The sequence below is a fragment of the Streptomyces sp. SX-6 genome, assembly GCF_059089585.1.
This window is the reverse complement of sequence record NZ_JBTHHU010000002.1, coordinates 337,562-351,617: the sequence shown is the minus strand read 5'-3', so window position 1 is coordinate 351,617 and position 14,056 is coordinate 337,562. Positions and strand designations below refer to the sequence as shown.

Genomic DNA, 14,056 nt, shown 5'->3' with positions numbered 1-14,056 from the left:
GGAGCCACGTATGACCGCACCGGCCGCCGAGTCCGCCTACCACGTCGTCATCAACGGCGAGGAGCAGTACTCCATTTGGCTCGCCGAACAGGAGATCCCCGCCGGCTGGCACGCCACCGGCGTCTCCGGCACCCAGGACGAGTGCCTGCGCCACATCGACGAGGTCTGGACCGACATGCGCCCCCGCAGCCTGCGCGAGGCCATGCGTGCCGCGGAGAACGCGGAACCCGCCCCGGCACCCGAACCCGCCGAGGAGGAGCCGAGCCTGGTGGACCGGCTGTGCGCCGGAGATCAGCCGGTCGAGATCGTCCTGCGCCCGGAACGCACTGCGGAGGCCCTGCGGCAGGCAGTTGAGCGCGGGTACGTCTTCGTCCGCTTCACCGGCACCCGGGGCGGGACGGAACTGGGCGTCCGCATCGACCCGGAGGAGACCACGACGACCGCGTCCGAGATCCGCCTGGCGGGAGACCTCACCCTCGACTTCGAACCGGTCCGGTGCCGCGCCCGGATCGACCTCAACGGCTTTACAGGACAAGGCCGTCTGGAGCGCATGGCCGACGCATGACGGGAAGAAGGGCACCCGCATGACCACCCGCATCGCCGTCTTCACCGACCTCCGGGCCCCCGGCCTCGGCGACCTCCTCCAGCGCAACATCGGCCTCGCCCTCATCCGCCAGGCCCACCCCGCGGCCACCCTCACCCTCGTCGTGGGCGAGGACCTCGCCTCCCGCCACGGCCGGACCCTCACCGACCACACCCTCGCCGACGACCTGCTCACCTGCCCCGGAGAACCCGGAGAACCCGACGACGCAGTCCTTGGCACCCTCGCCGGGCGCGGCTTCGCCCTCTGCGTCGTCGACCCGGACAGCGCCGGACTGCACGCCGGCCACGCCCGGGTCGCTGGCATCCCGCACCGGATCGGCCTCCCGCAGGGCCGGCCCGGCGACGAGCACATCACCCACCCCATCCGCCTGCCGCGCCCCCTGTGGGGCGCCCCGGACCTGTACGAGTACGCCGTCGGCCTGGCGGGTGCCCTCGGCCTGCCCGACCGGCCCCGCCCCGAGGACGTCCTGCCCGAACTCCCGCGCCGTCACGGCACGGTGGCCCCCACGGCCGGACTGCCCCGCCCGCTGGTCGCGGTCCACCCCGGAGGCGCCCCGCACTGGAACCGGCGCTGGCCGCACGAGCACTACGTCCGCCTCTGCACCCGCCTCGCGGCCGAGCGCGCGGCCTCCCTCTGCCTCCTCGGCGACACCTCGGAACGCCCCGAACTGGAGCAACTCCGCGGCGCCGTGCTGGCGCGGCACCCCGGGGCCGCCGTCCGCGTCGAGGCGGGCGCCGGCCTCGAGCGGGCCGTGAGCATCCTGGCCGATGCCGACCTGCTCGTCGGCAACGACTCGGCCCCGGCACACATCGCCGCCGCCGTCCGCACCCCGACCGTCGTCCTGTACGGGCCCACCGGCACCGAATACCTCTGGGCGCGGATCTACCCGCACCACACCGGCGTCTCCCTGCGGTGGCCGTGCGCGCGACTGCACCACGCGCCGGACCGCCTCGCCGAGCGGCGGTGCGCGCATGGCTGCGTCCTGCCCTACCGCGGCCCGGCCGGCCCGTACCCGCGCTGCCTGGCCGAACTCCCGGTGGAACGCGTCTGGTCGGCGGTGCGGGACCGGCTGCGGACGGTGCGGCCCCACCCCGCGACGATCAGGAGTACCCCATGAGCGCCGACCCGTCCGCGGTGCGGACCATCCTGTCCATCAACTTCAACCATGACGGCTCCGGCGTGCTGTTACGGGAGGGCCGGGTTGCCGGATACGTCACCACCGAGCGTCTCTCCCGCCTCAAGAAGCACCCCGGCCTGCGCGAGGAGGACCTCGACGAACTGCTCGCCCAGGCCGGGGCCGTCCTCGCCGACGTCGACCACGTCATGCTCTGCAACCTCCACAACATGGACACCCCCGACGTGGCCCGCCTGCACGGCTCGGACCTCAAGGACACCTGGGCGGAGTTCTGGGTCAACCAGCGCAACGACGAGGTCAGCATCCGGGGCCGCCGCATCCCCTGCACCGTCAACCCCGACCACCACCTCATCCACGCCGCGACCGCCTACTACACCTCGGACTTCGGCTCGTCGATGGCCGTGGCCATCGACCCCACCGGCTGCCGCGCCTTCGCGGGCAAGGGCAGCCGCCTCTACCCGCTGCGCCGCGACCTCGACGCCTGGTTCAACGCCAACATCGGCTACTGCTACGTCGCCGACCTGATGTTCGGCTCCAGCATCGTCGGCGCCGGCAAGGTGATGGGCCTCGCCCCCTACGGCAGGCCGGACGGCCCCGGCGAGGACGTACCCGACACCGTCCGCGACTTCGCCGCCCTCGTGGCCCTGGCCGACCGGCACCCGCGCATCGTCGAGGTCGACGGGCGCCCGTTGAACGCCACCCTCGCCCACTACATCCAGCTCGGCCTGGAACGCCAGGTGACGGCCGTCCTCGCCGACCTCGGCCCCCTGTGCGCCCGCAACGGCATCGAGCGGAACATCTGCCTCTCCGGCGGCACCGCGCTCAACGCCATCGCCACCCAACTCGCCTTCGAGACATCGGACTTCGAGCACCTCCACTTCCACCCCGCCTGCGGCGACGACGGCACCGCCATCGGCGCGGCGCTGTGGTACTGGCACCACGTCCTGGACAACCCCAGGCTCCACCACACCAACGCCGAGCTGATGTACTCCGTCCGCGAGTACCCCGACCACGCCGTCCGCCGGGCCGTCGACGCCCACGCGGCCGACCTGGCCGTCGAGGAGGTCGGCGACTACATCGGCAAGGCCGCCGAACTCGTCGCCGGGGGAGCCGTCATCGGCTGGTACGACGGCGCCGGCGAGGTCGGGCCGCGGGCGCTCGGCCACCGCAGCATCGTCGCCGACCCCCGCGACCCGCACATGCGCGACCGGCTCAACTCCCAGGTCAAGTTCCGTGAGCACTTCCGGCCGTTCGCACCGTCCGTCCTCAAGGAACGCGCCGCCGAATGGTTCGGCCTCTCCGACAGCCCCTTCATGCTGCGGGCCACACCCGTCCTCCAACCCGGCGTCCCCGCCATCACCCACGTCGACGGCACATCACGGATCCAGACGGTCGACCGGCGCGACGCCCCCGCCTACCACGACCTCATCCGCGCCTTCGAGGACCGCACGGGCGTACCGATGGTCCTCAACACCAGCCTGAACACCAAGGGCGAACCGATCGTCGAGACCCCCGAGGACGCCATCCGCACCCTGCTGGACTCGCGCCTCGACTACCTCGTCCTGCCCGGCCGGATCCTCAGCAGCCGCAAGGGGGCGCGCACATGAGCCACCCCCTCGACCGCACGGCCCTCGAGCGCGAGATCGCCGCGATCTGGGCCGACACCCTCGGCCTCGAACGGGTCGGCCCCCAGGACGACTTCACCGAGCTCGGCGGCAACTCCCTCCACGCCATGAGGATCGTCAGCGGCGTGGAGGAACTCATCGACGCGGAACTGTCCCTCCGTGTCCTGCTGGAGACCCGGACCGTGGCCGGCATGGCCGAGCGCATCGACGCGATGCGGGCGGGGGAGTGAGGCCCGTGCACACCGACCTCTCCGCCCTCCTCGACCGGATCGCCGGACTGCGCGTCCTCGTCATCGGCGACGTCATCCTCGACACCTATGTACGGGGCGCCACCTCCGGCCTGTGCCGCGAGTCGCCCGTACCCGCCGTCACCCTGACCTCCGTACGCCACCAGTGCGGAGGGGCCGCCAACGTCGCCGTCAACCTCCGCGCGCTCGGCGCCGTACCGGTACTGCTCTCCGCGGTGGGCGAGGACCCGGCCGGACGGCGGCTGTTGGAGGGGCTGCGCGAGGAAGGCGTCGGCACGGACCTGGTCCGCGTACAGCCCGGCAGGACCACCGTCACCAAACGCCGGGTCCTGGCCGACGGACAGATGCTGCTCCGCCTCGACGAGGGCGGCGAACACCCCCTCGACTTCGCCGGAGACTTCGCCGAGGACGCCGGGTCCCTCCTGCCCGCCGTCGACGCGGTCATCGTCTCCGACTACGGGTACGGCGTCTGGCAGCCCGACGCCGTCGCATGGCTCGCCGCACACCGCGAGCAGGGCCCGCCCACCCTGGTCGTCGACTCCCGGCGGCCCGGGCGCTTCACCGCGCTGCGCGCCAGCGCCGTCAAGCCCAACTACCAGGAGGCCCTGCGCCTGCTCGACACCACCGCCCCGGCCTCCGGCACGCCCTGGCCCGCGTCCCTCGGTGACACACTGCTGCGGGTGACGGGAGCCGAGCGGGTCGCCCTCACCCTGGACGCCGACGGCTCGATGCTGTTCGAGCACGGCCGGCCTCCCGTCCGTACCTTCGCGCGTGGTCGGCGGGCTCCGCTCGCCTCCGCGACCGTCGGCGCGGGCGACACCTTCACCGCCGCCCTCACCCTCGCTCTCGCGGCCGGCGCGGACTCCGCGGTCGCGGCCGAACTCGCCTCGGCCGCCGCCGGCACCGCCGTCGGCACCCCCGGCACCGGCATCTGCGACGCCGCCGGACTGCGGCGGCTGTTCGGCGGCACCGACAAGGTCCGTACGACGGGCTCGCTCCCCGGCAGGCTCCTCGACCCCGCCACCCGCGACCGCCGCGTCGTCTTCACCAACGGCTGCTTCGACCTCCTCCACGGCGGCCACGTCTCCTGCCTGAGCCGGGCCAAGGAACTCGGCGACCTGCTCGTGGTCGGCGTCAACACCGACGCGAGCGTCCGCCGCCTCAAGGGCCCGCGCCGCCCCGTCATCCCCCTCGCCGAGCGCATGCGCGTCCTCGCCGCCCTGAGCTGCGTGGACCTCGTCGTGCCCTTCGACGACGACAGCCCCGGCGCCCTCATCGAGGCCCTGCGCCCCGAGGTGTACGTCAAGGGCGGCGACTACACCCTCGAGACCCTGCCCGAGGCCCCCCTCGTCCAGCGTCTGGGCGGCGTCGTCCACTTGCTGCCCAGCGTCCCCGACACCTCGACCACCGACATCATCCGGCGCATCCACGCGCTGTCCCGCACAGGGGAGGGGGAGCGATGAACCACCCCATGGGACCAAGGCAGTTGCTCACCGCCATCCGCGAAGCCCTGGGGGACGAGCGCGACCCCGGCCTCGCCCTCTACGTCCACATCCCCTTCTGCGCCTCGAAATGCCACTTCTGCGACTGGGTCACCGACATCCCCGTCCGGCGCCTGCGCAGCGGAGCCGACGAGCGCTCGCCCTACGTGACCGCCCTGTGCGACCAGATCCGCTTCTACGGCCCCCAGCTCACCCGGCTCGGCTACCGCCCCGAGGTCATGTACTGGGGCGGCGGCACCCCCACCCGATTCACCCCCGCCGAACTCGCCGCCGTACACGGCGCGTTGGACGACGCCTTCGACCTGTCGGGGCTGCGCCAGTGGTCGGTGGAGACCACGCCCAACGACCTCGACCCCGTCACCCTCGAGACCCTGCGCGGCCTCGGCGTGTCCCGGATGAGCGTCGGCGTGCAGTCCCTCAACCCGTACCAGCTGCGCAAGGCCGGACGCGCCCACTCGCGCGAACAGGCCCTGGCCGCCGTCCCCCTGCTCCGGGCCGCCGGCATCGACGAGTTCAACGTGGACCTGATCTCGGGCTTCCCCGGCGAGGACCCCGCCTCCTTCGAGGAGACCCTGCGCGCCGTCCTCGCGCTCGACCCGCCGCACGTCTCCGTCTACCCCTACCGCGCGACCCCGAAGACCGTCATGGCCATGCAGCTCGACCGCGAGTTCCTCGAGGCCCACGACCGGCACAGCATGATCGACGCCTACGAGCTCGCCATGGACGTCCTCGGCGTGGCCGGCTACCACGAGTACTGCCACGGGTACTGGGTGCGCGACGCGCGCCACGAGGACCAGGACGGCAACTACAAATACGACCTGGCCGGCGACAAGATCGGCTTCGGCAGCGGCGCCGAGTCCGTCATCGGCCACCACCTGCTGTGGAACGAGAACGAGAAATACGCCCGATACCTGCTCGCCCCGCGCGAGTTCACCTTCGCCCACCGCTTCACCACCGAGGACCCGAAGCGGCTGACCGCCCCCGTCGGCGGTGCGCTGATGACCAGGGAGGGGGTCGACTTCGCCCGCTTCCGCAGGCTGACCGGACTGGACTTCGCCGAGGTCCGCGCCACCCCGTACGTCCGCCGCTGGTTCGACCTGCTCGAGCAGTGCGGCGGCCGCTTCGTCGAAACCCCGTACAGCCTCCGGCTGGACCGCTCCACCATCCACCGCGCCTACATCACCCACCTCGCCCACACCATGGCCCACGGTCTGGCCCCCGAACGCGCCTGAGCCCGGCCGGCCCCGAGGAGCTGCCCATGACCCGCAGGTCGAGCGAAGTCCGCGCACACTACAGTGAGTTGATCAATGCCCTGCAGGCGGAGGGCGACCACGACGCCGCGCGCCGGTGCGCCCGGCTCGCCGTGGAGCAGGGCGTCTGGCGCCACCCGGCACAGCGGCCCGTGCACTACGTGCCCTCGATCCCGCCGCGCCCCGTCCACGACCCCGCCGCCTTCTGGTTCACCACCCACCTGGAGGAGAACTTCGCGGCGATGCGCGCCGAGCTCGACCGCGTCACCGACCCCGCCGGGCAGGGGTTCCTTCCGGTCGAGGAACGGCTGCTGGGCGCGGGCCGATGGGAACAGGTCACCTTCTACGAGGCCGGCCAGCGCTTCGACGACGCCTGCGCCCGCTTCCCGGTCACCGCCGCCGTGATCGAGGCGATCCCGGAGGCCTCGTACGCCGGCTCGGGGGTCGTCACCCTCTCCTGGCTGTACCCGGGGACGCACATCGTGCCCCACTGCGGGGGCACCAACACCCGGCTCCGGGTCCACCTGGGGCTGAAGGTGCCCGAGGGGCCCGTCCTACGCGTGGGGGAGGAGCGGCTGCGCTGGGAGGAGGGGCGCTGCCTCGTCTTCGACGACTCCTTCGAGCACGAGGTCCGGCACGAGGGAACCGAACCCCGTGTGGTGCTCCTCATGGACGTCACCCATCCCGGACTCGACGACTCCCTGCGCGACGCGATCCTCGCCGATCGTGCCTCCTTCGCCGACCGTGTGGTGGGATTCATGAACAAGCAGGGCATCAGCCGGATCGAAATCGACGAGGATACGATCCGGCTCCACGCCGACCCGAACATCACGAGTCTGATCCGCCGTCATCTGCGTGAAGTCGGCGCGTCTGTAGTCGAGTTGAGGGACGGACGCCTGTGCTACGATGAAAAAATTTCCCGGAAATGAAATTCTGAAAGGGTGCCGCAGTGACGAAATTCTCGGGTGCCGTTCCCGTTCTGACCGCCGTCGATGTTCCGGCGAATGTCTCCTTCTGGGTGAACGCCCTCGGCTTTCGGAAGGATTTCGGCGACGGGGATTTCGCCGGGGTGAGCCGGGGGGACGTCCGGCTCTACATCAGCCGCACCGAGCACCAGATCGTCGCCGACAACACCTCCGCCTGGATCGAGGTCACTGACCCCGACGCCCTGCACACGGAATGGGCCACGGCGGTCTCCACCGACTATGCGAACGCCTCCGGCCCGGCCATGACACAGGTCGGCGAATCCCCGGCGGGCCGCGAGTTCGCCGTCCGCGACCCCGCAGGGAACTGTGTCCACTTCGCCGCAGCGGAATGACGACAGGGATGAGGAGCAGCAGCTATGGCACAGACCACGGGACGGCCGACGCTCACCGAGGCCGCCAGGGACGGTGACCTGACGGCCCTGCGCGCCGCGCTCGCCGACGGCGCCGACCCGGCTGCCCGGGACGCCGACGACTGGAGCGCCCTCGACCGCGCGGCCGGCCGGGGCGACGCCGAGGCCGTACGGGTCCTGCTGGCGGCCGGAGCCGAACCCGGCGCCACGGGCCGTGAGGCCCGCACCCCGTACGAGATCGCCGTGGCCGCCGGCCACCGCGACGCGGCACGCGAACTGCGCACCGCCGAGGACGCCGCCCGCGGCGACGGCACCGCGCCGCCGCGCACCTGGGAACCGTACTGCCGCGCCTATCCGGGGCCCGAACTCGCCGCCTATTCCGACTGGCCCGGTGTGGAAGTGGAAGAGGAGGACGGCATGCTGTACCTCCACCACGACCTCACCGTCACCCGCTTCATCTGGCACGGCGAGGACGTGGTGTTCGACGCCGTGACGCCCGAGTGGGAGCGGTTCTGCCGCGACGAGCTCGGCTTCTCCGCCCCCGACGACTTCTCCCTGATGCCATGACCACGACCGTACGCATCCTCCTCACCGCCCCCGACCTGCCCGGCGACGGCGGCGAGAGCGGACTCCAGGACAAGACCGGGGCACTGCTGCCCGGACGGCCCGGCCCGGGCGCCACCACGCGCTACGAGCTCGACGTCCCCCTGCGCACCTCATCCGGGACCACCGACTTCTCCGGGCCGTACGTGCACGGCACACGCGGCGAGCGATTCCTCTACCTCGGCCGCCGCGACCCGTCCGGCACGGGCTGGGCCCGCCGCTGCAAGGTCATGCTGCCCGGCGCCGCCCCGGCCGGCGGCAGCCTCTCGGCGACCGTCACCGATGTGAGCGCCAGCCGCGCCCGGCTCACCGACGACGGCTGGACGACGGGGGAGCGGCCCCATGACTGACGGCACCTTACATACGGACCGCCTGCACCTGACCCCGCTGGACCCGGACGCCGACGCGGCCCCCCTCCACCGCGCCTACGGCGACCACGAGGTGATGCGCTGGTGGAACAGACCGGCCTGCGCCGACCCCGCCGAGACCGCGCGCTACCTCGCCGAATGCACCGGCCAGGAGGGCGCCCGGCTGTGGACGGTCAGGACCGCGGACGGCGAGGCCGTGGGCATGGCCGGACTGCTCGGCGAGATCGAAGTGCCGGGACTCACCTGGCTGTTGTGCAAGGACGCCTGGGGCCGCGGCTATGCGACGGAGGCCGCCGAGGCCGTGGCGGGCCACGGCCTCGGCCCCCTCGGCCTGGACCGCGTGGAGGCCTGGATCGAGGCCGCCAACCACCGCTCCCGTGCCGTGGCCGCACGCATCGGCCTCACCGAACGCGGCCGCCTCGCCCAGCACTTCGCCAACCGCGACCGCCCGCACGAAGTGGTCGTCCTGGGCCGGTCCCGGACGGAGGAGCCCGCGACGACCCTGGCCGTGGTCACCGACCTGCCCGTGCAGGACGTGTCCGCCACGCTCGCGCTCCTGCGGACCGCGCTCGGCGCCCGCACTGCCTTCGTCCTCGGCGATCCGCCGTTCCTCGCCGAGGCCGTCCTCGGCCCCTGGAGCACCGGCCCCCGGATCCGGATCGAGGCCGCGGAACACCGGCCCGCCCCCGTCCGCCTCCGGCTCGACGTGGCCACCGACGCCGCGCCCGTCCACCGCAGGGCGGCCGACGCCGGCGCACGCGTCGACGGCCCGCCCGTCCAACAGCCCTGGGGACGGACCGAATTCGTCATCCTGCTCCCCGAAGGCCATGAACTCACCGTGTCCACCCCGTCTGCACCGTCCGCTCCTTCCTGACCGAGAGCACCTCCCGCCCCGACCGAGGAGACGCACCGATGTCAGAAGCAGTCCGGCCACCCGCGACATCCAGCGAGCCATGGGAGGAGCGGATGGCCGACCGGCCGGCCAACCCCACCCAGCTCCGGCGGCCCGCCTTCCTCATGAACGCCCCCTTCTCGTACACCTGTGAGGTCCCCAACAACGTCTGGATGGAGGAACTGACCGCGAAGGAGCGGGTCCCCGACACCCAGCGGGCCTTCGCCCAGTTCCTCGACCTCTACAACTACGTGGCCTCCGAAGCCCTCGTGGCACTCCTGCCCACCCCGCGCACCACTGCTCTCCAGGACCTCGTCTTCACCGCCAACCTCGGCATCGTGCTGGAACACCTAGAGGACCGGAACACCGTCGTCATCTCCCGCTACACCTCACCGCCCCGCCAGGCGGAAACCCCGGTCGGCACCGCGTTCTTCGAGGCGATGGGCTACGACACCCACGTCCCCCCGACACGGTTCGAGGGCGAGGCCGAGCTCAAGCACCTCCACGGCAACGTCTACGCCGGCGGCTACGGCCAGCGCTCCGACCGCGAGACCTACGACTGGATGGAACGCACCTTCGGCATGGAGGTCGTCAAACTCCGGATGACCGATCCCCACCTCTATCACCTCGACTGCTCGGTGTTCCCGCTCACCGACCAGCAGACCCTGGTGTGCACCGCGCTCTTCGGCGAAGCGGAAATACGCGAACTCGAGAAACGCACCGAGATCGTCGACATCGACGAGGACAACGCCTACACGGGCATCTGCAATTCCGTGCGCCTGGACAACGTCCTCCTCAACTCCTCGCACATACACGACCTCAAGGCCGGCACCGAGGAATACGACAGCGAAGTGCGAAAGAACCGGAAGCTGGAGGACATCGCCTCCCGGCTCGCCTTCGAGGTCTCCTACTTCAACCTGTCCGAGTACCACAAGGGCGGGGCTCTGCTGTCGTGCATGATGATGCACCTCAACCGCTTCTCCTACGCCTTCCCCTTGCTGTGACGCGCTCGCGCAACATCGACGTCCTGTGGTCCTTCGTCCGCCCCCACCGCCGCGCCCTCGTACTGGGCCTGCTGCTGGGCCTCGGCACCACCCTCGCCCAGCTGGCCACCCCGATGGTCACCAAGCACGTGCTGGACGGACTGGACGAACGGGCGCCGGTCGGCCCGTCCATCGCCCTGCTCGTCGGCCTGCTCCTCGCCGGCACCGGGTGCGCGCTCGTGGAGTGGATCCTGCTGGGCGGCCTGGCCGAACGCATCGTGCTCGAAGCCCGCGGCGCCATGGTCCGGCGGCTGCTGCACGCCCGGGTCACGGCGCTGGCAGGCCGCTCCGGCGGCGAACTCGTCACCAGCGTCACCTCCGACACCCTCCTGCTGCGCGAGGCCGCGACGAGCTCGATCGCCGACCTCGTCAACGCGGTCGTCCTGCTGGTGGGCGCCCTCACCCTGATGGGCACCCTCGACGCGGTCCTGCTCGGCACCACGCTCGGCGCCATCGCCGTCATCGGCGCGGTGGTCGCCGTGCTGATGCCGCCGATGGCGGTCGCCCAGCGCGAGGCCCAGGCGGCGGTGGGCCGCCTGGGCGGCGTACTGGACGGCACCCTGCGCGCCATCCGCACCGTCAAGGCGGGCCGCGCCGAAGGCCGGCAGTGCGCCAAGGTCCTCGCCGAGGCGCAGGAGTCGACACGCCAGAGCATCCGCGCCGTACGCTTCGAGGCCGTCGCCTGGACCGTGGCGACCGGCGGCATCCACATCGCCATCCTCGTCGTCCTCGCCCTCGGCGCCTGGCGGGTGACGACGGGCGTGCTCCCCGTCTCCAGCCTGGTCGCCTTCCTGCTCTACGCCTTCCAGATCCTCGACCCGGTCACCAGCCTCACCCGCACCGTGAGCAACTTCCAGTCGGGCATCGCCGCGGCGGAGCGGATCCGCACCCTAGAACACCTGGAGGCGGAGGACCTGACCGCCACCCCCACCCCCGCCCCGGCCACCACTCCCACCCACTCCGTGGTGGCCTTCCACAAGGTCACGGCACGCCACCGCCCGGACGGCCCCCCGGCCCTCAGCGACCTCACCTTCACCATCCCGCGCCGCGGCCACACCGCCATCGTCGGCCCCTCAGGCGCGGGCAAGACGACGGTCTTCTCCCTCCTGCTCGGCTTCCTCCAACCACAGCACGGCGAACTCACCCTGGACGGAACCCCCTTCGCCCAATGGCCCCTTGACGCCGTGCGAGCCCGCATGGCCTACGTCGAACAGGACGCCCCCCTGCTCCCCGGCACCCTGCGCGAGAACCTCCTCTGCCGCCACCACGACGCCGCTGACGCCGCCCTGTGGGCGGCACTGGAGGAAGTCCGCCTCGACACGAAGATGAGCGCCCTGCCCGGCGGACTCGACGCCGTGCTGACGGACACGACCATGTCCGGCGGCGAACGCCAGCGCATCGCCCTCGCCCGCGCGCTCGTCGGCGACCCCGACATCCTGCTCCTCGACGAGGCCACGGCCCAGCTCGACGGCCTCACCGAAGCCGCCGTCCGCGACGTCGTCCGCCGCACGGCGACCCGCGGCGCGGTCGTCACCATCGCCCACCGTCTGTCCACCGTCAGCGACGCCGACCGCATACTCGTCCTCGACCAGGGCCGCCTCCGCGCCCTGGGTACCCACGCACAACTCCTGGGCGCGGACGAGCTCTACCGAGACCTCGTCGCCGCCCTTCGCATCGCCCCGGCGCCGGGGGCGGACGACGACGCGCCTGTGTGACGCATCCCTTCTCCCACGGGAGAACCTTGGGCAAGCAGGGCCCGTACGTCGTCAGGCTGCGCCAGCTTGCCCCTGTTGCTCGGTGCCGGGAGCAGCCAGAAGGCGCCCGGTGGTTCTGTGCGTACGATGAGGGGAACCGCCAGGTAGTTGATGCGGTGGTCACTGCCGATGCACTCTGTCGCGGGTTCGGTCCAGGCCAAGGCAGTGCCGGGAGGTACGAGCACGCTGTACCGGTCCTGTGTACGGGAGACGATGACGGCGCTGGTGATGCCGGCCTTGCGGAAGTGGCGCTTGATGGCGGCACTGTCTCTGATGCCTTGGATGCCGCGCTCCACGAGGGTGGCGGGTAGGTGGATGGCGTCGAAGTGGATACCTACTCGGAGCGTCGCGGTCGTTCCTCGTGCCCATGCCTCGTAGGCATCCTTGGGGCGTAGTTCCCGTGACACGAGCCAGGCTTCTGCTCCGAGCGACGTGAGGGCCTCGGAGACGGATCGGTAGGTCATGCGATTGCTTTCGTCGTGGGTTGGTAAATCGGGTGACCAGCAAGGCTGATGGGCGCGATTGCTCTTCATCGAAGTCGCGCCACGCGTGCGCTGCGAGGGATGATCAGGCGCAGGGTGCTCCCTTGGCGATCAGTGCTCGCACACTGTCGGGGTCGGCAAGCGTGTCCTCGTCGCTGGATCTGTGCGCGATCGAGGCGCCGGGCCTGGCACGCGTTGATCACTTCAGGACGCCTTCGCGGATCGTCGGGCAGGGCACGGGCAGGGCCGGTGCTGTGCCTGGGTTCGGCCCGGCCGAAGTGAGAGCGGCGCAGAAGTGGGCGGGGCTGGTCAGGCGCCCGGTGCCGTCCGGTTTCTCCAGCCAGCCGTGCCCGCACAACGGCTCGTCGGCCGGCGGGCACGGTAGCGCCCAGATGGCAGGGTGCGCAGTGATGCCGGGAAGGCCGTCGAACGTGCCTGCCTGTCCGGGCGGCAGGAGCCACCAGATGCGCCTTTCTTCGGGGTGCGCGAGGACCGGGCCGCAACGCCCTGCCCGCCGGAGGGCGAGGAGTACGTCCGCGGCCTGGACGACGTCGTTCGTCTCGACGACCGACCACGCGGTGGTACGGATGGGAGCCAGCTGTCCCGCGGACCACCGTTCCCGGACCGCCCCGGGTGAACGAGCGCAGCGGGCGAGCCACTCAGTGCCGGCAACAGTCATCCGCCCACCGTCTGGTGGCAGGAGCAGGCACAATCCAGATGCTCGGGTCGGTGCGTGGTGGTCTCGCCGGAGACCCGGCGGATGACCGTCGCTCCGGCACACCGATCATGGTGGCCAGTCCGGCACTCGGCGGTGGTGTGGGGATGGTCCTGCCGAATCACTGCCATGACGGCACTCACGGCTTTCTGCGAGGCCGCTGGGCAAGCCTGCGGGGAGGGGCCCGCCAGCGGACGAGGGGGAACTGGGGCTGTCACGAGGAGCGTCCTTGGGGTTTCATGGCCAAAAGGGCGATGGATGGGGGCCGTTATGGGTTCATGCGGCACACGCGTGCACAGGAAGAGGGGAAGAAGATCTTCCTGTGGCTGGTAGGCCCATGAGCCTGCCGTCTTCGGAGACGGAACTCCATCCCCAAGCAGCCCCCGGCCTGACCTCGGAATCTGCGGAAGTTCCTCGGATCCTCCTCGGACTCGCCTCGGATCCGCTAAACCACTTCCATGTAGGGCAAGTTAGGAGGTGCAGTCGCCTGCGGTCGGTG

The 14,056-nt window shown here is 71.5% G+C and carries 14 protein-coding genes; 13 read left to right on the top strand and 1 reads right to left on the bottom strand.

Translation table 11 applies throughout. The features are described 5' to 3' along the window. Positions 1-10: 10 nt before the first annotated feature. From ACV530_RS03720 to ACV530_RS03660, 13 genes are read left to right on the top strand one after another with little or no spacing between them, the layout of a single operon-like run. Positions 11-565, top strand: a complete 555-nt coding sequence (locus tag ACV530_RS03720; RefSeq protein WP_494330752.1) for an MbtH family protein — start codon at positions 11-13, stop codon at positions 563-565. A 19-nt stretch (positions 566-584) separates the two neighbouring features. Beyond that, entirely contained in the window at positions 585-1,721 is a 1,137-nt protein-coding gene (locus tag ACV530_RS03715; protein ID WP_494330751.1) for a glycosyltransferase family 9 protein, read from the top strand. Continuing rightward, positions 1,718-3,346, top strand: coding sequence for a carbamoyltransferase C-terminal domain-containing protein (locus ACV530_RS03710; RefSeq protein ID WP_494330750.1), 1,629 nt, complete (start codon positions 1,718-1,720; stop codon positions 3,344-3,346). The genes ACV530_RS03715 and ACV530_RS03710 overlap by 4 nt, the downstream gene beginning before the upstream one ends. Next, positions 3,343-3,594 carry a phosphopantetheine-binding protein gene (locus ACV530_RS03705; protein ID WP_494330749.1) on the top strand — a complete coding sequence of 84 codons (252 nt, stop codon included), beginning with the start codon at positions 3,343-3,345 and terminating at the stop codon, positions 3,592-3,594. The genes ACV530_RS03710 and ACV530_RS03705 overlap by 4 nt, the downstream gene beginning before the upstream one ends. A 5-nt stretch (positions 3,595-3,599) precedes the next feature. Beyond that, positions 3,600-5,075 carry a D-glycero-beta-D-manno-heptose 1-phosphate adenylyltransferase gene (rfaE2, locus tag ACV530_RS03700; protein ID WP_494330748.1) on the top strand — a complete coding sequence of 492 codons (1,476 nt, stop codon included), beginning with the start codon at positions 3,600-3,602 and terminating at the stop codon, positions 5,073-5,075. 8 nt (positions 5,076-5,083) lie between these two features. Further along, positions 5,084-6,346 carry a coproporphyrinogen-III oxidase family protein gene (locus ACV530_RS03695; RefSeq protein WP_494330747.1) on the top strand — a complete coding sequence of 421 codons (1,263 nt, stop codon included), beginning with the start codon at positions 5,084-5,086 and terminating at the stop codon, positions 6,344-6,346. A gap of 26 nt (positions 6,347-6,372) precedes the next feature. Continuing rightward, positions 6,373-7,293, top strand: a complete 921-nt coding sequence (locus tag ACV530_RS03690; protein ID WP_494330746.1) for an aspartyl/asparaginyl beta-hydroxylase domain-containing protein — start codon at positions 6,373-6,375, stop codon at positions 7,291-7,293. Between the two features lie 20 nt (positions 7,294-7,313). Continuing rightward, positions 7,314-7,682 carry a bleomycin resistance protein gene (locus ACV530_RS03685; protein ID WP_494330745.1) on the top strand — a complete coding sequence of 123 codons (369 nt, stop codon included), beginning with the start codon at positions 7,314-7,316 and terminating at the stop codon, positions 7,680-7,682. A gap of 24 nt (positions 7,683-7,706) precedes the next feature. Next, positions 7,707-8,267, top strand: coding sequence for an ankyrin repeat domain-containing protein (locus ACV530_RS03680; protein ID WP_494330744.1), 561 nt, complete (start codon positions 7,707-7,709; stop codon positions 8,265-8,267). Next, a complete protein-coding gene (locus ACV530_RS03675; protein WP_494330743.1) occupies positions 8,264-8,653 on the top strand; it encodes a DUF5990 family protein in 390 nt (129 codons plus the stop codon). Before ACV530_RS03680 ends, ACV530_RS03675 begins: the two co-directional genes overlap by 4 nt. Next, a complete protein-coding gene (locus tag ACV530_RS03670) occupies positions 8,646-9,545 on the top strand; it encodes a GNAT family N-acetyltransferase (protein ID WP_494330742.1) in 900 nt (299 codons plus the stop codon). Before ACV530_RS03675 ends, ACV530_RS03670 begins: the two co-directional genes overlap by 8 nt. 38 nt (positions 9,546-9,583) lie before the next feature. Next, positions 9,584-10,567: a dimethylarginine dimethylaminohydrolase family protein gene (locus tag ACV530_RS03665; protein WP_494330741.1), complete on the top strand. Its 984-nt coding sequence runs from the start codon at positions 9,584-9,586 to the stop codon at positions 10,565-10,567. After that, complete coding sequence (locus ACV530_RS03660; protein ID WP_494330740.1) at positions 10,564-12,321, top strand: ABC transporter ATP-binding protein; 1,758 nt, start codon at positions 10,564-10,566, stop codon at positions 12,319-12,321. The genes ACV530_RS03665 and ACV530_RS03660 overlap by 4 nt, the downstream gene beginning before the upstream one ends. A gap of 720 nt (positions 12,322-13,041) precedes the next feature. On the opposite strand, the gene ACV530_RS03655 is transcribed toward ACV530_RS03660, so the two are convergent. Then, positions 13,042-13,521, bottom strand: a complete 480-nt coding sequence (locus tag ACV530_RS03655) for a hypothetical protein (RefSeq protein ID WP_494330739.1) — start codon at positions 13,519-13,521, stop codon at positions 13,042-13,044. Between the last annotated feature and the right edge of the window lie 535 nt (positions 13,522-14,056).